The sequence below is a fragment of the Mycolicibacterium sp. XJ662 genome (assembly GCF_053484035.1).
In genome coordinates, this window is sequence record NZ_JBEFTL010000014.1 from 97,262 (window position 1) to 117,417 (window position 20,156).

Genomic DNA, 20,156 nt, shown 5'->3' on the forward strand with positions numbered 1-20,156 from the left:
GTGGCCGGTCGGATCGCAATCGACGACGTCGCACCTGTCATCTCCGGGGGCCGGTACCCGGCCAAGGCCGTCGTCGGCGAAATCGTGCCGGTGACGGCGACGGTGTGGCGCGAGGGCCACGACGCCGTCGCGGCCACGCTGGTCGTGCGCTACCACGGCCGCGGCTACCCGAAGCTGGTCGAGGACCCACCCGGTCTGGTACGCACCGCCGAGGCCGTGCCGATCGAGGACGTCGTCACCCCGGCCTCACGGATCAAACCCCAGCGGCTGCCCATGTCGACGGGTACGACGCCGGACGTGTTGCACGGTCAGTTCACCCCCGACGCGGTCGGTCTGTGGACGTTCCGGGTCGACGGGTGGGGCGACCCCATAGCGACGTGGCGCAAGAACGTGACCGCGAAGCTGGACGCCGGGCAGAGCGAGGCCGAACTGTCCAATGACCTGCTGGTCGGCGCCGCTCTGCTGGAGCGCGCCGCCGCCGGGGTGCCCCGCCAGGACCGGTTTCCGCTGATCGACGCCGCGGCCCGGCTGCGCGAGCCCGGTGACCCGTTCACCCGCGCGGGCGCGGCGCTGTCCCCCGAGGTGGCCGAGTTGCTCTCGCAGTATCCGCTGCGCGAACTGGTAACCCGCGGCGAGCAGTACGGCGTGTGGGTCGACCGCCCGCTGGCAAAATTCAGCGCCTGGTACGAGATCTTTCCGCGGTCGACGGGCGGGTGGGACGCCAGCGGCAACCCCGTACACGGCACGTTCGCCACCGCCACCAAGGCGCTGTCGCGCATCGCGCGGATGGGGTTCGACGTGGTGTATCTGCCGCCGATCCACCCGATCGGCAAGGTGCACCGCAAGGGCCGCAACAACAGCGTCACCGCGGCGCCCAACGACGTCGGCTCACCGTGGGCGATCGGCAGCGACGAGGGCGGCCACGACGCCGTGCACCCGCGGCTGGGCACCATCGAGGATTTCGACGATTTCGTCGCCGCCGCCCGTGACGAGGGTATGGAGGTGGCGCTGGACCTGGCGTTGCAGACCGCGCCCGATCATCCCTGGGCGCGTGAGCATCCCGAGTGGTTCACCGTGTTACCCGACGGGACCATCGCCTACGCGGAGAACCCGCCGAAAAAGTACCAGGACATCTACCCGCTGAACTTCGACAACGATCCCGCCGGGCTGTATCAGGAAGTGCTGCGCGTCGTGCGGTACTGGATTTCACACGGCGTCAAGGTGTTCCGCGTCGACAACCCGCACACCAAGCCGCCGGACTTCTGGGCCTGGCTGATCGGCGAAGTGAAGAACGACGATCCCGACGTGCTGTTTTTGTCCGAGGCCTTCACCCGACCGGCCCGGTTGTACGGGTTGGCCAAACTCGGCTTCACCCAGTCTTATACGTACTTCACCTGGCGCACGGCGAAGTGGGAGCTGACTGAATTCGGCGAGCAGATCGCCGAGCACGCCGACTATGCGCGGCCCAACCTGTTCGTCAACACCCCCGACATCCTGCATGAGAGCCTGCAACACGGCGGGCCCGGCATGTTCGCGATCCGGGCGGTGCTGGCGGCGACGATGAGTTCGTCATGGGGGGTGTATTCGGGCTATGAGCTGTTCGAGCATCGGGCCGTGCGCGAGGGCAGCGAAGAGTATCTGAACTCCGAGAAGTACGAACTTCGGCCGCGTGACTTCGAGGCCGCAGTGGCCGACGGCGAATCGCTGGAGCCGTTTTTGACCCAGCTCAACGAGATTCGTCGCGTCCACCCGGCGCTGCACCAGCTGCGCACCATCAAGTTCCACCACCCCGACAACGATGCGCTGCTGGCGTACAGCAAGTTCGACCCCGCAACCGGTGACCAGGTGCTGGTGGTGGTGACACTCAACCCGTTCGGCGTCGAAGAGACCACCTTGTGGCTCGACATGGCCGCGCTAGGTATGGAACCCTACGACCGGTTCTGGGTGCGCGATGAGATCACCGGCGAGGAATACCAGTGGGGCCAAGCGAATTACGTCCGTATCGATCCGGCCAGGGCCGTGGCGCACGTGCTCAACATGCCACAGGTTGCGCCGGAACACCGACTGAACCTGCTGCGTAGGGAGTGACCAACATGACGCAGACCAACCCACTCACCAGCCCCCATCTGAGGCCACACACCGCCGACCTCAACCGGCTGCTGTCCGGCGACCATCACGATCCGCATTCGGTTCTCGGCGCCCACGAGTACGACGACCACACCGTCATCCGGGCCTACCGGCCGCACGCGCTGGAGGTGGTCGCGCTGATCGGCGGTGAGCGGTACCCGTTCACCCATATCGAGGCCGGATTGTTCGCGGTCGCGCTGCCGTTCACCGACCTGGTCGACTACCGCCTCGAGGTCAGCTACGCCGGCCAGGACGGCAAGACCCACCGCCACACCGTCGCCGACGCCTACCGGTTCCTGCCCACGCTCGGCGAGGTCGACCTGCACCTGTTCGCCGAGGGCCGCCACGAGCGGCTGTGGGAGGTGCTGGGCGCCCACCCGCGCAGCTTCACCACGCCCGACGGTGTGGTCGACGGCGTCTCGTTCGCGGTGTGGGCGCCGAACGCCAAAGGCGTCAGCCTGATTGGCGATTTCAACCACTGGGACGGCACGGAGGCTCAGCTGCGGGTGCTGGGCTCCACCGGTGTGTGGGAGTTGTTCTGGCCCGGTTTCGAAATCGGCGGCCTGTACAAGTTCCGGATCCACGGCGCCGACGGCTCGGTCAGCGACCGCGCCGATCCGATGGCGTTCGCCACGGAGGTGCCGCCGCAGACGGCGTCGAAGGTGACGCACAGCGAGTACCGCTGGCGCGACGATGAATGGATGGATCGGCGGGCCGATCTCAACCCGGTGTTCGAGCCGATGAGCACCTACGAGGTGCACCTCATGTCGTGGCGGCCGGGCCTGAGCTATCGCGAGCTGGCCGAGCAGCTCACGGAATACGTGGTGGCACAAGGCTTCACCCATGTGGAGCTGATGCCGGTGGCCGAACATCCGTTCGGCGGCTCGTGGGGCTACCAGGTGACGTCGTATTACGCGCCGACGTCACGGCTGGGTACCCCCGACGAGTTCCGCTACCTCGTCGACACCCTGCACCAGGCCGGCATCGGCGTGATCATGGACTGGGTGCCCGCCCACTTCCCCAAGGACGCGTGGGCGCTGGGCCGCTTCGACGGGACAGCGCTCTACGAGCATTCCGATCCGCATCGTGGCGAGCAACTCGACTGGGGCACCTACGTATTCGACTTCGGCCGCGCCGAGGTGCGTAACTTCCTGGTCGCTAACGCGCTGTACTGGTGCCAGGAGTTCCACATCGACGGTCTGCGCGTCGACGCGGTCGCCTCCATGCTGTACCTGGACTATTCGCGTCCCGAGGGCGGCTGGACGCCGAACATCTACGGCGGCCGAGAGAACCTCGAAGCCGTGCAGTTCCTGCAGGAGATGAACGCGACCCTGCACAAAGGGGCGCCCGGTATCGTCACCGTCGCCGAGGAGTCGACGTCGTGGCCGGGCGTCACCAGGGCGACAAACCTTGGCGGCCTGGGCTTTTCGATGAAGTGGAACATGGGCTGGATGAACGACACCCTGGAGTTCGTCAAACGCGACCCGATCCACCGCAGCTATCACCACCACGAGATCACGTTCTCGATGCTGTATGCGTTCAGCGAGAACTACGTGCTGCCGGTCAGCCACGACGAGGTGGTGCACGGCAAGGGCACGCTGTGGGGCCGGATGCCCGGCAACGACCACGTCAAGGCGGCCGGGCTGCGCGGCCTGCTGGCCTACCAGTGGGCGCATCCGGGCAAGCAACTGTTGTTCATGGGACAGGATTTCGGCCAGCGCGCCGAGTGGTCGGAGGAACGCGGCGTCGACTGGTATCAGCTCGACGAGAACAGTTACTCGACGGGCATTCAGCGCATGGTGGCAGACATGAACGCCATCTACGGCAGCAGGCGGGCGCTGTGGTCGCGCGACACCAGCCCCGAGGGCTACTCCTGGATCGACGCCAACGACTCGGCCAACAACGTGCTGAGCTTTTTGCGCTACGGCGACGACGGCTCCGTGATGGCGTGCGTCTTCAACTTCTCCGGCGCCGAGCACACCCGCTACCGGCTGGGCCTGCCGCACACGGGCACGTGGCGCGAGGTGCTCAACACCGACGCCGACATCTACAACGGCGCTGGGATCGGCAACTACGGCGCGGTCGAGGCGACCGACGAGCCGTGGCACGGCCGCCCCGCTTCGGCCGTCATGGTGCTACCGCCGCTGGCCGCCCTCTGGTTCGAATACGAGGTCGCCGCGTAGTTCCTGCCGCCGCCCGTCAGTACAGCGCGTTGGCGAGCTTGCGTCGGCCCGCGATCACCTCGGGGTCGGCGGGGTCGAACAGCTCGAACAGCTCGACGAGCCGCGTGCGCACCTTGGCGCGGTCGTCACCGGCGGTGCGCTTGACCAACCCGACCAACCGGTCGAAGGCCGCGCCGACGTTCTGCTGCAGGATCTCGACGTCGGCGGCCGCGAACGCCAACTCGATGTCGTCCGGCTGGGCGTCGGCGGCGACGATCGCGCCGGGGGCACGCGTGGTCGCCCGCTGCAGAAAGCCGATCTGGCGCACCGCGCCCTTGGCCTCGGCATGGCCGGGGTTGGCGTCCAGGATCGCCTGATACGCCTTGCCCGCCGCGTCGAAGTCGCCGGCGTCCAAATGGGCCCGCGCCTGCGCGAGTTCTGGGTCGACCTGTTCGGGTTGGTCGGGATCCTCACCGCCGCCGGGGAGCTTGCCGGCGACCGCGTTCAGCAGTGAATCGATCCACTGCCGCAGTTGCTCGGGCGGTTGCACGCCCTGAAAGCTCGACAGCGGTTGGCCGGCGCCAAACGCCACCACCGTCGGGACGGCCTGCACGCCGAACATCTGCGCCACACGCGGAACCGTGTCGACGTTGACTGTGGCCAGCGCCCACTTACCGCCGTCAGTCGAAGCGAGGTTGGCCAGCGCATCACCCAACTGGATGCTGGCGTCGCTGCGCGGCGACCACAACAGCACGACGACGGGCACCTGCCCGGAGCGGACCAGAACTTCTGCTTCGAGGTTGGCCTCGGTGATCTCTACCCCACCCGATGGGGCCGCCGAACCACCGTCACCCGCGGACGCCCGCTGTTTGAGCGCTGACAGGTCAACCGCACCGGCCATCGAGGCCGCCATTGAAGGTCGAGGACGAGTCACGCTACAAGTTTGTCACGTCGATTCGGGTGCGGTCAGGCCCGGCTGGGCAAGGGGCCGGGCGGCCGCCCCGACGCCGATCCGGCCGGTGCGGTCGGCCCATATGACGAAGATCACACTGCACATCGGCAGAATGCTCGACAGCCCCGCCAGCAACCAGGTGCCGTACGCCCACTTGAACACCAGTCCGGCCAGCACGGCGACCGCAACGAAAGCCACGAAGATCGCCCCGTGCGCCGCGCCGAACACCTTGACCCCGATCTCGGTCCGAGGCGTGCCCAGGTACTTGAAATACATCCCGATCAGCAGTCCGGCCCAGCTGATCGCCTCGAGCAGGGCCACGAAGCGGAACCAACGAGCGACGGACCGAGGATCGAAGGCACGGGTCATGGCCGCCATTGTGCCCGAAACCCGAGCCGATTACTACGCAGCGTCGTAGGCGCTACCCGGCGCGCAGAATCAGCGCGTCGCCCTGGCCGCCGGCCCCGCACAGGGCCGCCACGCCATAGCCGGAACCCCGTCGCGCCAGCTCAAGGGCCGCGTGCAGGGCGATCCGGGCCCCCGACATCCCGATGGGATGGCCGATGGCGATCGCGCCGCCGTTGACGTTGACTTTGTCCAGGTCCACGCCGAGTTCCTTGGCCGAGGCCAACGACACCGCGGAGAACGCCTCGTTGATCTCGATCACATCGAGCTGATCAACGGAGATGCCTTCGCGCGCGATGGCCTTCTTGATGGCGTTGGCCGGCTGTGACTGCAGGGAGGAGTCCGGGCCCGCGACGACGCCGTGCGCGCCGATCTCGACCAGCCAGGTCAAACCCATCTCGACGGCCTTGTCCTTGTTCATCACCACGACTGCGGCGGCGCCGTCGGAGATCTGCGACGCGGACCCGGCGGTGATGGTGCCGTCCTTGCGGAAGGCGGGCTTCAGACCCGCCAGCGACTCGGTAGTGGTGTTGGCCCGGATGCCCTCGTCCTCGGCGAACTCGATCGGGTCACCCTTGCGCTGCGGTATCTGCACCGGCACCACTTCGTCGGCGTAGACGCCGTCTTTCCATGCCGCAGCAGCCCTTTGGTGCGAGCGCGCGGCGAACTCGTCCTGCTCGGCGCGGGTGAACTGGTCGACGTCGTTGCGCTGCTCGGTGAGCGCGCCCATCGGCTGGTCGGTGAACACGTCGTGCAGGCCGTCGTAGGCCAGGTGGTCCAACGCCGTGACGTCGCCGTACTTGTAGCCCGAGCGGCTGTTCATCAACAGATGGGGCGCCTGCGTCATCGACTCCTGTCCCCCGGCGACCACCACGTCGAACTCACCGGCACGGATCAACTGATCGGCCAATGCGATCGCGTCGATTCCGGACAGACACATCTTGTTGATGGTCAGCGAGGGCACGTCCCAGCCGATACCCGCCGCGATCGCGGCCTGGCGGGCCGGCATCTGCCCGGCGCCGGCAGTCAGCACCTGCCCCATGATCACGTACTCGACGGCCGAGGCCGGCACCTTGGCTTTCTCCAGTGCCCCGGCGATCGCGATGCCGCCCAGGTCACTGCCGGAAAAATCCTTGAGCGAACCCATGAGTTTGCCCACCGGAGTACGTGCTCCAGCAACAATCACCGACGTTGTCATTTAAATCCTTTCGGCCATGGGTATACACGTATGTGGCCCATGACACATTCCACAACCAGTTGTCTCAAGGTTACCGTTACGTTATGACCACCGAACAGGTTGATGCCCGTCCGGCCCTCGCGAGCGCGTTGGTCACAGCAATCGACCATGTCGGACTCGCGGTGCCCGATCTGGAGGCAGCGATCAAGTGGTACCACGACCACCTCGGAATGATCGTGCTGCACGAAGAGATCAACGAGGACCAGGGCGTTCGTGAAGCCATGCTGTCCGTGCGCGGCGCACCCGTCGGCAGCGCGCAGATCCAGCTGATGGCTCCGCTCGACGAGACCTCCACCATCGCGAAGTTCCTCGACAAACGCGGCCCCGGTCTTCAGCAACTGGCCTACCGCGTCAGCGACATCGACGCGCTCTCCGAACGGCTGCGCGCCGACGGCGTACGGCTGATCTACGACGCACCGCGGCGCGGCACCGCCAATTCGCGGATCAACTTCATCCACCCCAAGGATGCCGGCGGAGTGCTCATCGAGTTGGTCGAGCCCGCTTCAGACGACTCCGCGCACTAAGACCACTTCCGCGTCGGGCTGCGCGTATTGCGGTGCGTCCAGCACGGCGTGTGCCAGTGTCGACGGTCTTCGACCGCCCCTTCGCCACCGTCGGCCGGAAACACCACTAAATGTGCTGTGCCAGCTTGGATTTCGTGGTCGCACCCCGGGCACCGGTAGGTCTTGGTGGCGCGCGAGGCCGGAACCGGTCGAACGTCGTATTCGTATCCGTCCGGCCCGATCGCGATGCGACGCGGGGCAGGCAACGGCGCCGACGGCGCCGGTCGCCGTCGCGAGGGCCTGCCGCGCCGGGCCATCAGAACAGCCGGAACTCGTTGCTGTCCATACCGCGCATCTGGTCGTAATCCAACGTCACGCAGCGAATTCCGCGGTCAGTGGCCAGTGTGCGCGCCTGCGGTTTGATCTGTTGGGCCGCGAAGATGCCGGCCACCGGCGCCAGCAGCGTGTCCCGGTTCAACAACTCGAGGTAGCGGGTGAGCTGTTCGACGCCGTCGATCTCGCCACGGCGTTTGATCTCTACGGCGACCGAGCCGCCGTTCTCGTCACGGCACAACAGGTCCACCGGCCCGATCGCGGTCATGTACTCCCGGCGCACCAGCGTGTAACCGGGGCCCAGCAGCTCGACGTGTTCGGCCAGCAGTTCCTGCAGGTGCGCCTCCACCCCGTCCTTCACCAGCCCCGGGTCCACCCCGAGTTCGTGGCTGGAGTCGTGCTCGATCTCTTCGATCGTGATGCGCAACTGCTCGCCCGCCTTGTTCTCCACCACCCAGACCGGCACCGGCCCGTCGAGGTTCTCGGTCAGCCGGCACGGCGGGGTCATCCAGTTCAGCGGCTTGTAGGCCCGGTCGTCGGCGTGCACGCTCACCGACCCGTCGGCCTTGATCAGCAGCAGCCGCCGCGCCGACGGTAGATGTGCCGTGAGCCGTCCGATGTAGTCGACCGTGCACTGGGCAATGACGAGACGCACCCGAACCACATTAGGGGGCGGGCCGGGCGATTTAGGGTAGGGCCAGATGAACGCCAAGAAGAGCACCCTCGCGCGTCGACTGGGCCGTATCGCCGAAGTCGTCACCCGGCAGAGCGGACGGCTACCCGACAGTCCGGAGTACGGGTCCTGGCTGCTCGGCAAGTCGACGGAGAACCAGCTACGCCGTCGGGTGCGCATCCAGATCATCCTGACGGTGCTGGTCTTGTGCTGGAACTTCCTCGGCATCGCGGTGTCGACGCTGTTGGTGGCGGTCGCGTTCCCGGTGCCCAGCGTGTTCACCGACGCTCCGGCGTGGCTGTCATTCGGAGCCGTGCCGGCCTACATCGTCGGAGCGTTGGTGGTCGGCGTCTTCTGGATCACCAGGCGCACGGTCAACGCGCTGCGGTGGGCCATCGAAGAACGCCGGCCCACCGCCGAGGATCACCGCAACGCGTTCGTGGCGCCGTGGCGGGTGGCGTGGGCGCTGATCGCCTTGTGGGGTGTGGCTACGGTGCTGTTCACCACGCTCTACGGCATCGTCGATACGGTCTTTATCCCGCGGTTCCTATTCTCGTTGGCGTTCCCCGGTGTCATGGTCGCTACGGCCGGCTATCTCACAACGGAGTTCGCGTTGCGGCCGGTGGCCGCGCAGGCGCTGGAGTACGCCCCGCCGCCGCGGCGGCTGTCCGGCGGACTCATGGGCCGCACGATGACGGTGTGGCTGCTCGGCTCGGGCGTACCGCTGATCGGCATCGTGATCACCGCGCTGTTCGCGCTGGTGTTGCAGAACCTGTCGGAGACGCAGTTCGCCGTCGCAGTGATGATCATCTCGCTTCTCGGGTTGATGTTCGGTTTCCTGCTGATGTGGCTGCTGTCGTGGCTGTTCGCAACGCCGCTGCGGGTGGTTCGTGCGGCCCTCAATCGCGTCGAAGAAGGCGACCTGAACTGTGAAGTGGTGGTTTTCGACGGCACCGAACTCGGCGAGTTGCAGCGCGGCTTCAACCGAATGGTCAGCGGGCTGCGCGAGCGGGAACGGCTTCGCGACCTGTTCGGCCGCCACGTCGGCCGAGATGTCGCAGCCGCCGCCGAGAAAGAGCACACCAAGCTCGGGGGCGAGGAACGTCACGTTGCGGTGATCTTCGTCGACATCATCGGCTCCACGCAGCTGGTGACGACGCTTCGCGCCACCGAAGTCGTCGAGCTGTTGAATCGGTTCTTCGCGGTGGTCGTCGAGGAAGTCGACCGGCATCACGGGTTCGTCAACAAGTTCGAGGGCGACGGCGCATTGGCCGTCTTCGGCGCACCCAATCACCTGCCGTCCCCCGAGGACGCGGCGCTTGCCGCTGGCCGCGCCATCGCACGGCGGATCCGTGAAGAGGCACCAGAATTCGAGGCGGGTATCGGGATCGCCTCCGGAGAAGCGGTCGCCGGCAATGTCGGTGCCCGAGAGCGGTTCGAATACACCGTCATCGGCGAACCCGTCAATGAGGCGGCGCGGCTGTGCGAACTGGCCAAGACCGAGCCCTGTCACGTGCTGGCGTCGTCGGCGGCCGTTTCCAACGCATCCGAAAGTGAGCGGGCGCATTGGGTATTGGGTGACACCGTGACGCTTCGTGGGCACGACGAGCCGACCCGGCTGGCGTTACCCGTCTGACGTGCGCCGTGCCGCGACGGCTTTCTCCGCGGCGCGCAACGCCTCATCGAACGTGCCGAAAACCCTCGCTTGAGACTCCGACACATTGGCCACCCGTAACGTATCGTCGGGATCGACCAGATACCCTTCTTTGCCTGCCGCCGTGAGGAACTCGCGCATGCCGGCAAGCATGCGCCGGGAGGTGGCGTCGATGTCGTCCACCCGTGACACTTCCAGGATGGCCACGTCGAAGTCGTCGTACTCCCGCTCGATGTTGCGCAACACCTGCTCGGTTCCTGCGAACAACAGGTCGCCGTGCAGTTCGTAGATCCGGATGCCGGGACGAGCGTCGTAGGCGGCCCGCACCGTCGAGAGTGACTCGCGGGTGACCGACATGAAATGCATTCCCAGGTTCGCGGACAGGCTGCGGCACACCTCCACGCCACGCACGCTGTGACCTTTGGCATCCAGTCGCGGCGAGTACACCCCGATGCCGAGCTGACCGGGAAGCACGGCGGTAATGCCGCCGCCCACACCACTTTTGGCCGGCATACCCACCGCGCTCACCCAGTCACCCGCCGCGTCGTACATCCCGCAGGTGACCATCACGCTCAGCGTGCGGGTGACCACCGCGGCGCTGGTCACCCGCCGCCCCGATTGGGGTTCGACCCCGCCGCGGGCAAGCGTCGTCGCCATCCTGGCCAGATCGGTGCTCGTCACGTTGATGGCGCACTGGCGGAAATAGACGTCGAGGATCTCGTCGGGATCGCCCTCGAGGGCGCCGAAACTCTGCAACATGTAGGCGATCGCACGGTTTCGGCTGCCGGTGGCTTTCTCCGACGCGTACACGTCGTGATCGACCGAAAGCTCTCGCCCCGCGAACTCCGAATAGAACTCCAGGATCTGGTTGAACCGGTCCTCGGCGCTGACGCCGGGGATCAACGAAACCGCGGCGATGGCACCCGCGTTGATCATCGGGTTCTTCGGCTTCTTCGTGGTTCGGTCGACGCTGATCTCGTTGAACGCCTCCCCCGACGGCTCCACGCCGATCCTCGCATCCACCGCCTGCTGGCCGATACGGTCGAGCGCGAGCGCGTACGTGAACGGCTTCGACACCGATTGGATCGTGAACTCCGTTGCAGCGTCGCCGCATTCATAGACGTATCCGTCGGCCAGCGACAACGACAGCCCAAGCGCGTCGGGGTTGACGCGGGTCAGCTCGGGAATGTAGTCGGCCAGTGCGCCTTGGGTGTTGGGGAGGTGTTCGGCACAGATTTGGTCCAGGTACTCCTGCACCAGTTCCGCCATGGCGAAAGTCCTATCGACGAGGCGTTGGGTTCACAGGCCCAACTCGGTGAGCCCGGCGTGGTCGGCCGGTCGCGGCCCGCTTCGGTCCCAGTGAAACAGGCGGTCGGCCTCGGTGAGAACGACGTCGTTGATGCTGGCGTGGCGTGTCCTCATCAGGCCGTCGGGGTCAAACTCCCAGTTCTCGTTGCCGTATGCGCGAAGCCACTGGCCGGAGTCGTCGTGATACTCGTATGCGAACCGCACGGCGATGCGGTTGTCGCCGTATGCCCAGATCTCCTTGATGAGCCGGTATTCGAGTTCGGTCGCCCACTTGGTGGTGAGGAAGTCGACGATCTGTGCCCGCCCCTGCACGAAGGTGGACCGGTTGCGCCACCAGCTGTCGGGGGTGTAGCCGTTGGCGACGCGTTCGGGATCCCTGGTGTTCCATAGATCTTCGGCGACACGCACCTTCGCGGTGGCGGTATCGAGGGTGAACGGCGGCACGAGCGGAGTGTTTGGCGTCATGATCCCTCACTTCCTGACAAAGCACCCTGCGAGCCCGTTTTGGTCACATCCCGGTAGAGATAGGTGATACCGTGCGTCACATTAATTAGACTCGACGGTATGGCCGCTTCTACCGACCATAGAGGTCTGCTGCAGATCGAGGACTGCCTGGATACCGAGGGCAACGTCGTTCTGCCGCCCGGCGTCACGCTGGTTTCGCTCATCGACCGCAACATCGCCAACGTCGGCGACACGGTCGCCTACCGGTACCTGGACTACACGGGATCGGCAGACGGTCGGGCCATCGAGCTGACATGGACCGAACTGGGCCGTCGTATCAGGGCGATCGGTGCGGCCGCACAACGCGTCGCCTCGCGGGGCGACCGGGTGGCGATCCTGGCTCCGCAGGGCCTCGATTACGTCGCCGGCTTCTACGGCGCGGTCAAGGCGGGCATGATCGCGGTTCCGTTGTTCGCCCCCGAACTCCAAGGCCACGCCGAACGGTTGGACACCGCCCTGAGCGACGCCCGGCCCGCGGCGGTTCTCACGACGCGCGCGGCCGCCGACGCCGTCGAGGCGTTCCTGACGCAACGCACATTGCGGCCCCGCCCCGAACTCATCGTCGTCGACGAGATACCCGATTCCGTGGGCGAGACGTTCTCGCCGGTCGACCTGGACGTCGACGACGTCTCGCACCTGCAATACACCTCCGGATCCACGCGGCCCCCGGTCGGCGTGGAGATCACGCACCGGGCGGTCGGCACCAACCTGATCCAGATGATCCTGTCGATCGACCTGCTCGACCGAAACACCCACGGGCTCAGTTGGCTGCCGCTCTACCACGACATGGGGTTGTCGATGATCGGCTTTCCCGCGGTCTACGGCGGCCATTCGACGCTGTTGGCGCCCACCGCGTTTCTTCGGCGGCCCGAGCGCTGGATCCGCGCGCTCTCCGACGAGTCGGGCCGCGGCCGGGTGGTCACCGCCGCACCGAACTTCGCCTACGAATACACCGCCCAGCGCGGTGTGCCCGCCGCGGGCGAGGGCATCGACCTGCGCAACGTGGTGATGATCGTCGGATCCGAACCGGTCAGCATGGACGCGATCACGACGTTCACCGATGCATTCACGCCGTACGGGCTGCCTGCAACGGCGATCAAACCGTCCTACGGCATCGCGGAGGCCACCCTGTTCGTGTCGACCATCGCGCCCGACGCCGAGCCGTCCGTGGTGTACCTCGACCGCGCCCAACTCGCCGAAGGGCGCGCGGTGCGGGTGCCCGCCGACGCGAAAAGCGCACTGGCGCAGGTGTCCTGCGGTCAGGTCGCGCGCAGCCAGTGGGCGGTGATCGTCGACCCCGAGGGCCACGGGGAAGTCGCCGACGGCCGGGTCGGTGAGATCTGGTTGCACGGCGACAACATTGCGCGACGATACTGGGCCCGCCCCCAAGAGTCCCAGCAGACGTTCGACGCGGTGCTGCGGTCGCGGCTGACGACGGCTAGTCACGCCGACGGGGCGCCGGGCGACGCCGTTTGGATGCGCACCGGCGACCTCGGGGTGTATCTGGACGGGGAGCTTTACGTCACCGGCCGCATGGCCGATCTGATGACGGTCAGTGCGCGCCAGCACTATCCGCACGATATCGAGAACACGGTGGCGCAGGCGTCGGCGATGGTGCGCCGGGGTTACGTGGCGGTGTTCACCGTCGGCGACGACGACGTGGTGGTCATCGCCGAACGCGCGTCGGGCACCCGCCGCGCCGACCCGCTGCCGGCGATCGCAGCCATCCGCGCGGCGGTGGCGCAGGTGCACGGCCTTTCGGTCGCCGACGTGCGCTTCGTGCCCGCCGGTTCGATCCCCCGGACCACCAGCGGCAAGCTGGCCCGCCGGGCCTGCCGCGACGAGTACCTTCGCGGTGAGATACGCGAATAAGGCTGGCCGACAGGGACTTAGCTGCTGGTGCCGCCCACCTCGGCCGGCAACGGCGGCGGCAGCGGCGTCGTCGGGGTCGCGGTGGCCTTCGGCGCCTCGGGCGAGGCGCCCGGGCTGCGTGCTGGCGCTGAACCGTGGAAGTCGACCATGGACTCCTTCCGGATCACCTTCGAGCCCGACGTGATGGTCAAGGCGTCCGCGGTCACCGTGTAGGTGATCCCGTCGTTGTCGGCGCTGAAGCCGCCGTCGTCAGCAGGCGAAGCCGGCGCGATCAGCTTGGCGCCGTCGCGCACCCGCACACCGCGGTACTCGTAATCCCCGTCGGCGGACTTACAGATCGCCACCCGCGAACTGCCGGTGCTGCCGAAGACCACCGCGGTGCTCGGCGAGGCGCAGCGCGCGGTGGAGTCGACGTAGCCGCGACTGTCCGATGTGGGCGCGGCCGCCGCGATAGGTAATCCGATAGCGAGCAGCGCGGCTCCCGCCGTCGCGGCGGCCAACAAGGTCAGTGCGGACGGCTTATTGATTGACATCGCCTCCACCAGACCACGGCCGAGGCTCCGGGGCGAGGCACACCCGCGGAATTGACGAGATCGTTAGGACTTCGATATGTCCCGGCTATGACCACGCGAAGACGGGCTGTTCGAGCGTGTCGACGGGGTCGCTGCGGCCTTCCAGGCCCAGCCACCGCAGTTGCAATAGCACCGCGCCGGTGGGGGCGTGGATCAGGTCGTTGCCCAGCGGTATCTGCACGACGGGGCGCGGACTCTCCGGGATGCGGATGAACCGGGGGGAATCGTCGCGCTGAAGCTGGTGCAGGCCCACGCGATAGACCGCCACCACCTCATCGGGGGCCGGGCGAAGGTCGAGTCGTCCGCCGCCCCAGATCACCACCGGGGTGATGATGTAACCCGACCGCGTCGGGTAGTCGTCGAGGATGCCGAGCACCGAAGAGTCGGCCAGCCGGACCCCCACCTCTTCGTCGAGTTCGCGCAACGCGGCGTCGACCACGGTCTCCCCCGGGTCCAACCGGCCGCCGGGCAACGCCCATTGTGCGGCGTGCGTCGACAACCGAGTGGCCCTGCGGCACAACAGAAACGCGGCACCACCGGAGACGTCGACCATGCGCCCGTCGAGCCCGGCCTCCGGCATCGGCCGTCCGTCGATCCAGTCGTCGACGGGCGCCGGGTCCACGCGATCCTCGCCCAGCGCAGAGTCGACGAGAACCACCGCGACCGCGGCGCGGCGCTTGGCGGGATCGCTCGCGGTGCGGCGGCGGTGGCCTGCCAACCGCTGCCGGATCTGCTCGCGCAGGCCGTCGTCGTAGCTGATCGTCACCGTTCGACTGTAAGCCAACCGCTCATCGCGACAGTCGGTCGAGCCACTCGACGAGCAGCGCCGTCTCGGCTTCGGTCAGCACGGCCGCATCGCCTGTCGCCAGTACCGATTTCAGCGCGATGGCGCGCTCCGCCGTGCGGGTGTCTTCGAGCCGACCGTCCGGACGATCGGTCGTGATGGCCGCCAGCATGGCTTCTCGGGTGGTGTTGGACAGTTCGGGGTCGCGAGCCTCCGGCGACTGCGAGATGAGCGTGAGCGTGACGCCGCGGCAGGCCGAATGGACCATGTCTGCGGCGCGTTCGACGCCCACCCGCAGCCGGCCGGCTTGCGCGATCCGCTGCATCATCCCCGTGAGGATGGTGTCGCCCTCGGCGACCGCTCGAGGCACGGCGTCTGGCCGCGGATCGCCGTAGAGCACGGCATACGTGGTGGGGTTGGCGAGCCCGAACTCGACGTGGCGGTCCCAGCCCCCGCGCAGGTCTTCGACCGGATCGTCGGTCCGCGGCTGACGGCGTTTGACGGCGAGATACTCGGCCATGCCGAGGCTGGCCGCATCGTCGATCAGTTGGCGCATATCGCCGAAGTGCCGGTAGATCGTCGGAGCCTGGACCGCCGCCGCGGCGCTGACGTTTCTGGTGGTCACGGCTTCCCGACCGTGCTCGGCGAGGATGTCGGCGGCCGCGCGCAAGATGCGCTCCCGCGGTTCGAGGCGTGGCTTCGCTACCCCCTGCATGTTATCGACGATAGCATCGTCTGCTTTTCGGTGATAACATCAGCGCTATCAAATTTCTGTTATCGCCTGTAACGGACGGAGAGCCTGGTGGAGAGCACACGGAACGACGAACCGCGACGTCCCGCCGGTCGATGTTGGCGGCGACGGCGGCAGGATCGTGACGCTGTCGTCGAGCATCACGCAATTGCGCACGGCCACATACGGTCCGTATGCGGCAACCAAAACGGCGCAAGACATGTATGCGGCTGCGCTGGCCAAAGAGCTTGGCGGCCGACAGGTCTCGGTGAACGCCATCGCCCCGGGCGTGGTCAATACGACCTTGTTCACCGACGGAAAGAGCGCCGAGCAGATTGCGGGATTTGCGCAACGAACACCGCATCAGCGGCTCGGTGAACCAACCGATATCGCCGACGTCATCGCCGCGTTGTGCAGCGGTGACGGCGGCTGGGTCAACGGCCAGACCGTTTTCGCCAACGGCGGCCTCGTCTAGGAAGGAAGAACCATGCGGTTTCTCAGTGTCTCCACGATGACGGCGGTGGCGTTGTGGACGGCGACGCTCGGCTTCGCGGGCGTCGCGCAGGGCGCACCGACGGGTCCCGACTCGGCGGCCGACACCATCAGGAAGCTTGAATCCGAGGGTAGAAGGGTGATCGTCAACCGCGTGGGTGCGGCGCCGCTGTCAGAGTGCGCGGTGACCAGTGTGACTGCAGGCCAAGACATCACCGATCGGGATCCGGTCGGTGACACCGGTTCTGTGGAGCGTGTCCGTTACCAGACGGTCTACGTCACCGTTTCGTGCTGAGCCTCACGGTCGCGGCGTCGCCGACGACGATGTCGGTTTTCCGCTAGTCATGTCGGTGGGGGCGTGTAATTGTGGTAGGCGTGTACGACGATTTCGACCGCTGCTACCGGGCCGTGCAGTCCAAGGACGCCCGGTTCGACGGCTGGTTCGTCACCGCCGTGCTGACCACCAAGATCTACTGCCGACCGAGCTGTCCCGTCCGGCCGCCGTATGCGCGCAACATGCGTTTTTACCCGACTGCGGCGGCGGCGCAAAACGCCGGGTTCCGGCCCTGTAAGCGCTGCCGCCCCGACGCGTCGCCGGGGTCGCCGGAGTGGAATGTGCGCGGCGACGTGGTGGCCCGCGCCATGCGGTTGATCGCCGACGGCACCGTTGACCGCGATGGTGTCACCGGCCTGGCCAGCCGCCTCGGCTACACCACCAGGCAACTGGAACGGCTTCTGCAGGCCGAGGTCGGCGCCAACCCGCTGGCGCTGGCCCGAGCCCAACGCACCCAAACGGCCCGCATCCTCATCGAAACCACCGAATTACCGTTCAGCGACGTGGCTTTCGCCGCCGGGTTCTCCAGCATCCGTCAGTTCAACGACACCGTACGCACGGTGTGCGATACGACGCCGACCGTGTTGCGCCAGCGCGCCCGTAGGCGGTTCGGACGAGCCGAGGGCGGCGCTGGGGCGCTGTCGCTGCGGTTGCCGGTGCGCACCCCGTTCGCCTACGAGGGCGTCTTCGGCCATCTGGCCGCCAGCGCGGTACCCGGTGTCGAGGAGGTGCGCGACGGCGCCTACCGGCGGACGTTGCGCCTGCCCAGCGGCAACGGAATCGTCGGCCTCACACCGCAACCCGACCATGTGCAGTGCCGCGTCAGCCTGGACGACTTTCGCGATCTCTCCACCGCGATCGCCCGGTGCCGACGGCTGCTGGACCTCGACGCCGACCCCGAAGCCGTCGTTGACGCGCTGGGCGCCGACCCCGATCTGAGCGTGCTCGTCGCGAAGGCGCCCGGTCAGCGGATCCCCCGCACGGTCGATGAGCAGGAACTTGCGGTGCGGGTGGTGCTGGGCCAGCAGGTCTCCGTCAAGGCCGCCCGCACCCACGGCGGCCGGCTCGTCGCCGCCTATGGCCAGCCCATCACCGACGCCGGCGGCGGGCTGACACGCATGTTTCCCGCGATCGAGCAGCTCGCCGACATCGACCCCGCGCACCTTGCCTTCCCTAAGACCCGGCAACGCTCACTGAACGCGTTGATCCGGGGCATCGCCGACGGCGAGGTGGTGCTGGACGCCGGAACCGACTGGAACGGTGCGCGGGATCAGCTGCGGGCAGTACCCGGCATCGGCGACTGGACCGCTGAGGTGATCACCATGCGCGGACTCGGTGACCCGGACGCCTTTCCTGTCACCGACCTGGGTGTGCGGCTCGCCGCCAAGCAACTCGGGTTACCGTCGGATCAGCGGGCGCTTACCGAGCATGCTGCGCAGTGGCGGCCCTGGCGTTCCTATGCCACGCAGCATCTATGGACGGCCCTCGAGCACGCGGTCAACCATTGGCCGCCGAAGGAGAAGAAGTGATCGAAACCCTGCAATTTCGCAGCGTCGACAGCCCAGTCGGTCCGCTGACGTTGGCCGGCAAGGACGGACGACTCATGCATCTGCGGATGGTCGACCAGACCTACGAGCCAAGCCGCGACAGCTGGGAACCCGACGACACGGCCTTCCCGGAGGCCGTCGAGCAGCTCGAGGCGTACTTCGCCGGTGAGCGCCGGGACTTCGATTTGGAGCTCGATCTGGTCGGCACGGCGTTTCAGCGCCGGGTGTGGGAGGCGCTGTTGACGATTCCGTATGGGGAGACGCGGTCGTACGGCGAGATCGCCCGGCAGATCGGGTCCCCGGGTGCGTTCCGCGCGGTCGGTTTGGCCAACGGCCACAATCCGATTGGCATCATCGTGCCGTGTCACCGGGTGATCGGTGCGAACGGCAGCCTCACCGGATACGGCGGGGGCATCGATCGCAAGAAGCTGTTGCTCGGGCTCGAACGGTCGCACGCGTCCGCGCAGGCCGCACTTTTCGAGTAGAGCCGCGTCAGTTCGGCAGGAAGGTGATCGTGTCTTCGGCGCCGACATCTGACACCGTGCCCGTTCGGGCGAAGTCGGCCCAGATGCGGCGGATGGCGCGACCGCGCCGATCCACGGCCGCCCAGCCGGCAGTCCCGAGAATCGCGGCGTCTTTCCAGGCCTCTCGGCTGCCGAGCAAAAGCGGCAGATCGGTCAGGTGCGCAGCCCCATATCCGTTGCCTTCCGGCCGCCACGTCATGCGGTACCGGTAGGCGCGACCGCCGGCCGCGCGGTGTCGGGCGGCGAACTGACGCGCGGGTGTGTCGTACATGCTGCGGGTGGTGGGAGTAGTGATCAGCTGCCGTATGCGACGGCCGAGCAGCGGCGCACGGAACACGGTGCGCAGACCCGGAACGACAGCGGCGATGACCCCGGTCTCTTCGAGCGTGCACCCGATCAGGACATCGACGCGTCGGGCCGCGTCGCGGAGTGCGGCGTCGCGGTCGGTCTCTTCTGGCAATGGCGGGAATCCGTATTGCACTCCGAAGGGCTGCATCCGACCGCGCGCCCCGAACTTGCGTGCTGCTCGTTCGGCGACGTGCTGCAGCGCGACGACCTCCTCCACCGGTGCGTCCCGTGATAGGTGCCCCGCGGCGGTGCGCATCGCCGCGGCCATGGCGGCGCGGTCCGCGGTGATGCCCAGCGGTGCGCTCTGCAGGATCGCGCGCCGAAACAAGCCGTCGGCGCCGTCGCTGATCATCAGGTGCGTGATCGCGTCCGCACCCGAGGACTGACCGAACACCGTGATCAGGTCGGGGTCGCCGCCGAATGCGGTGATGTTGGCCCGGATCCACCTGAGCGCCGTCAGCTGATCGAGCAAGCCGAGGTTGGCGGGCACGTCCTCGCCGTCACCGAGGAATCCGAGGATCCCGAGCCGGTAGGTGACGGCGACGACGATCACCCGTTGTTCGGCCACCAATGCACGTGGATCATGTTGGACAAGGTCACCGGCACCCGCGACGTAACCGCCGCCGTGGACCCAGACCAGCACCGGCAGCCGCTCATCTGGGGTGACGTCGGCCGGTGCGGTGACGGAGAGGCGTTGGCAGTTCTCGTCGGTGCCCAGGTCGCCGCCGCCGATCAACCGGGACATGAGCTTGGCCGGCAGTTGCGGCGCGGCGGGGGCGCGGGAGAAGGCGTTGATCGGCGCCGCGTTGCGCGTAATCGGTACGGGCGCAGCGAATCTCGCTGCCTGTGCGTAGGGGATGCCGAGTGCCCGCACGACGTCCTCGTCGACGCGGCCCACGACGACGCCGGCCTTCAGGTGGAAGCGTCGTTCGGCGGGGGGCGTCGCTGGACTATGACCGCCGGTTGCCGTCATACGGTCAGCGTAGGGTGCGGACAGCGGTTGATTGGTTCGGAGCCGAATAAGTTCTGATGCGAATTTCGGCTCGAGAAGTACAAATGCCTGTGCCCCCCAATTGAATTGGGGGGCACAGGACT

The 20,156-nt window shown here is 67.2% G+C and carries 20 protein-coding genes; 9 read left to right on the forward strand and 11 right to left on the reverse strand.

Translation table 11 applies throughout. The features are described 5' to 3' along the window. Both ABQE93_RS25485 and glgB read left to right on the forward strand, forming a co-directional pair. Positions 1–2,088 (forward strand): alpha-1,4-glucan--maltose-1-phosphate maltosyltransferase, encoded by a 2,088-nt coding sequence (locus ABQE93_RS25485; protein WP_448411595.1) that lies wholly within the window; start codon positions 1–3, stop codon positions 2,086–2,088. Positions 2,089–2,093: 5 nt separating this feature from the next. Then, positions 2,094–4,310: a 1,4-alpha-glucan branching protein GlgB gene (gene glgB, locus ABQE93_RS25490; RefSeq protein ID WP_448411597.1), complete on the forward strand. Its 2,217-nt coding sequence runs from the start codon at positions 2,094–2,096 to the stop codon at positions 4,308–4,310. A gap of 16 nt (positions 4,311–4,326) precedes the next feature. On the opposite strand, the gene ABQE93_RS25495 is transcribed toward glgB, so the two are convergent. The 3 genes from ABQE93_RS25495 to ABQE93_RS25505 are packed head-to-tail and all read right to left on the reverse strand — an operon-like array spanning position 4,327 to position 6,844. After that, positions 4,327–5,223, reverse strand: a complete 897-nt coding sequence (locus ABQE93_RS25495; RefSeq protein ID WP_448411599.1) for a tetratricopeptide repeat protein — start codon at positions 5,221–5,223, stop codon at positions 4,327–4,329. 12 nt (positions 5,224–5,235) lie between these two features. Continuing rightward, entirely contained in the window at positions 5,236–5,619 is a 384-nt protein-coding gene (locus ABQE93_RS25500) for a DUF3817 domain-containing protein (protein ID WP_448411601.1), read from the reverse strand. Positions 5,620–5,662: 43 nt separating this feature from the next. After that, a complete protein-coding gene (locus ABQE93_RS25505) occupies positions 5,663–6,844 on the reverse strand; it encodes an acetyl-CoA C-acetyltransferase (protein ID WP_448411603.1) in 1,182 nt (393 codons plus the stop codon). Positions 6,845–6,927: 83 nt separating this feature from the next. Between ABQE93_RS25505 and mce the strand changes: the two genes are divergently transcribed. Continuing rightward, positions 6,928–7,407, forward strand: coding sequence for a methylmalonyl-CoA epimerase (gene mce / locus ABQE93_RS25510; protein ID WP_448411605.1), 480 nt, complete (start codon positions 6,928–6,930; stop codon positions 7,405–7,407). On the opposite strand, the gene ABQE93_RS25515 is transcribed toward mce, so the two are convergent. Both ABQE93_RS25515 and nucS read right to left on the reverse strand, forming a co-directional pair. Beyond that, on the reverse strand, positions 7,404–7,703 hold the full coding sequence (locus ABQE93_RS25515) for an Rv1322 family protein (protein ID WP_448411607.1): 300 nt from the start codon (positions 7,701–7,703) through the stop codon (positions 7,404–7,406). The genes mce and ABQE93_RS25515 overlap by 4 nt on opposite strands. Continuing rightward, positions 7,703–8,374 (reverse strand): endonuclease NucS, encoded by a 672-nt coding sequence (gene nucS / locus ABQE93_RS25520; RefSeq protein WP_448411609.1) that lies wholly within the window; start codon positions 8,372–8,374, stop codon positions 7,703–7,705. Before nucS ends, ABQE93_RS25515 begins: the two co-directional genes overlap by 1 nt. Before the next feature lie 46 nt (positions 8,375–8,420). Between nucS and ABQE93_RS25525 the strand changes: the two genes are divergently transcribed. Then, on the forward strand, positions 8,421–10,028 hold the full coding sequence (locus ABQE93_RS25525; protein WP_448411611.1) for an adenylate/guanylate cyclase domain-containing protein: 1,608 nt from the start codon (positions 8,421–8,423) through the stop codon (positions 10,026–10,028). Here the strand turns inward: ABQE93_RS25525 and glsA are convergent. Continuing rightward, positions 10,017–11,315, reverse strand: coding sequence for a glutaminase A (gene glsA, locus ABQE93_RS25530; protein ID WP_448411613.1), 1,299 nt, complete (start codon positions 11,313–11,315; stop codon positions 10,017–10,019). The two genes, ABQE93_RS25525 and glsA, sit on opposite strands and share 12 nt — an antisense overlap. A gap of 30 nt (positions 11,316–11,345) precedes the next feature. Continuing rightward, positions 11,346–11,819, reverse strand: a complete 474-nt coding sequence (locus tag ABQE93_RS25535) for a nuclear transport factor 2 family protein (protein ID WP_448411615.1) — start codon at positions 11,817–11,819, stop codon at positions 11,346–11,348. 99 nt (positions 11,820–11,918) lie between these two features. On the opposite strand from ABQE93_RS25535, the gene ABQE93_RS25540 reads away from it, so the two are divergent. Further along, complete coding sequence (locus tag ABQE93_RS25540) at positions 11,919–13,730, forward strand: fatty acyl-AMP ligase (RefSeq protein ID WP_448411617.1); 1,812 nt, start codon at positions 11,919–11,921, stop codon at positions 13,728–13,730. A gap of 17 nt (positions 13,731–13,747) precedes the next feature. Here the strand turns inward: ABQE93_RS25540 and ABQE93_RS25545 are convergent, their stop codons facing one another. From ABQE93_RS25545 to ABQE93_RS25555, 3 genes are all read right to left on the reverse strand, one after another. Further along, positions 13,748–14,263, reverse strand: a complete 516-nt coding sequence (locus tag ABQE93_RS25545) for a hypothetical protein (protein ID WP_448411619.1) — start codon at positions 14,261–14,263, stop codon at positions 13,748–13,750. A gap of 85 nt (positions 14,264–14,348) precedes the next feature. Next, complete coding sequence (locus ABQE93_RS25550) at positions 14,349–15,068, reverse strand: NUDIX hydrolase (RefSeq protein ID WP_448411621.1); 720 nt, start codon at positions 15,066–15,068, stop codon at positions 14,349–14,351. Positions 15,069–15,090: 22 nt separating this feature from the next. After that, on the reverse strand, positions 15,091–15,801 hold the full coding sequence (locus tag ABQE93_RS25555) for a TetR/AcrR family transcriptional regulator (RefSeq protein WP_448411622.1): 711 nt from the start codon (positions 15,799–15,801) through the stop codon (positions 15,091–15,093). 61 nt (positions 15,802–15,862) lie between these two features. On the opposite strand from ABQE93_RS25555, the gene ABQE93_RS25560 reads away from it, so the two are divergent. From ABQE93_RS25560 to ABQE93_RS25575, 4 genes are all read left to right on the forward strand, one after another. Further along, positions 15,863–16,291: an SDR family oxidoreductase gene (locus ABQE93_RS25560; RefSeq protein ID WP_448411641.1), complete on the forward strand. Its 429-nt coding sequence runs from the start codon at positions 15,863–15,865 to the stop codon at positions 16,289–16,291. Between the two features lie 12 nt (positions 16,292–16,303). Further along, complete coding sequence (locus tag ABQE93_RS25565; RefSeq protein ID WP_448411624.1) at positions 16,304–16,603, forward strand: hypothetical protein; 300 nt, start codon at positions 16,304–16,306, stop codon at positions 16,601–16,603. Positions 16,604–16,683: 80 nt separating this feature from the next. Next, the gene (locus tag ABQE93_RS25570) at positions 16,684–18,171 is read left to right on the forward strand and encodes an AlkA N-terminal domain-containing protein (protein ID WP_448411626.1); all 1,488 of its coding nucleotides are present in this window, start codon (positions 16,684–16,686) and stop codon (positions 18,169–18,171) included. Continuing rightward, positions 18,171–18,674, forward strand: a complete 504-nt coding sequence (locus tag ABQE93_RS25575) for a methylated-DNA--[protein]-cysteine S-methyltransferase (RefSeq protein WP_448411643.1) — start codon at positions 18,171–18,173, stop codon at positions 18,672–18,674. The genes ABQE93_RS25570 and ABQE93_RS25575 overlap by 1 nt, the downstream gene beginning before the upstream one ends. A gap of 7 nt (positions 18,675–18,681) precedes the next feature. Here the strand turns inward: ABQE93_RS25575 and ABQE93_RS25580 are convergent, their stop codons facing one another. Next, a complete protein-coding gene (locus ABQE93_RS25580) occupies positions 18,682–20,034 on the reverse strand; it encodes a carboxylesterase family protein (RefSeq protein WP_448411628.1) in 1,353 nt (450 codons plus the stop codon). Positions 20,035–20,156: the final 122 nt, after the last annotated feature.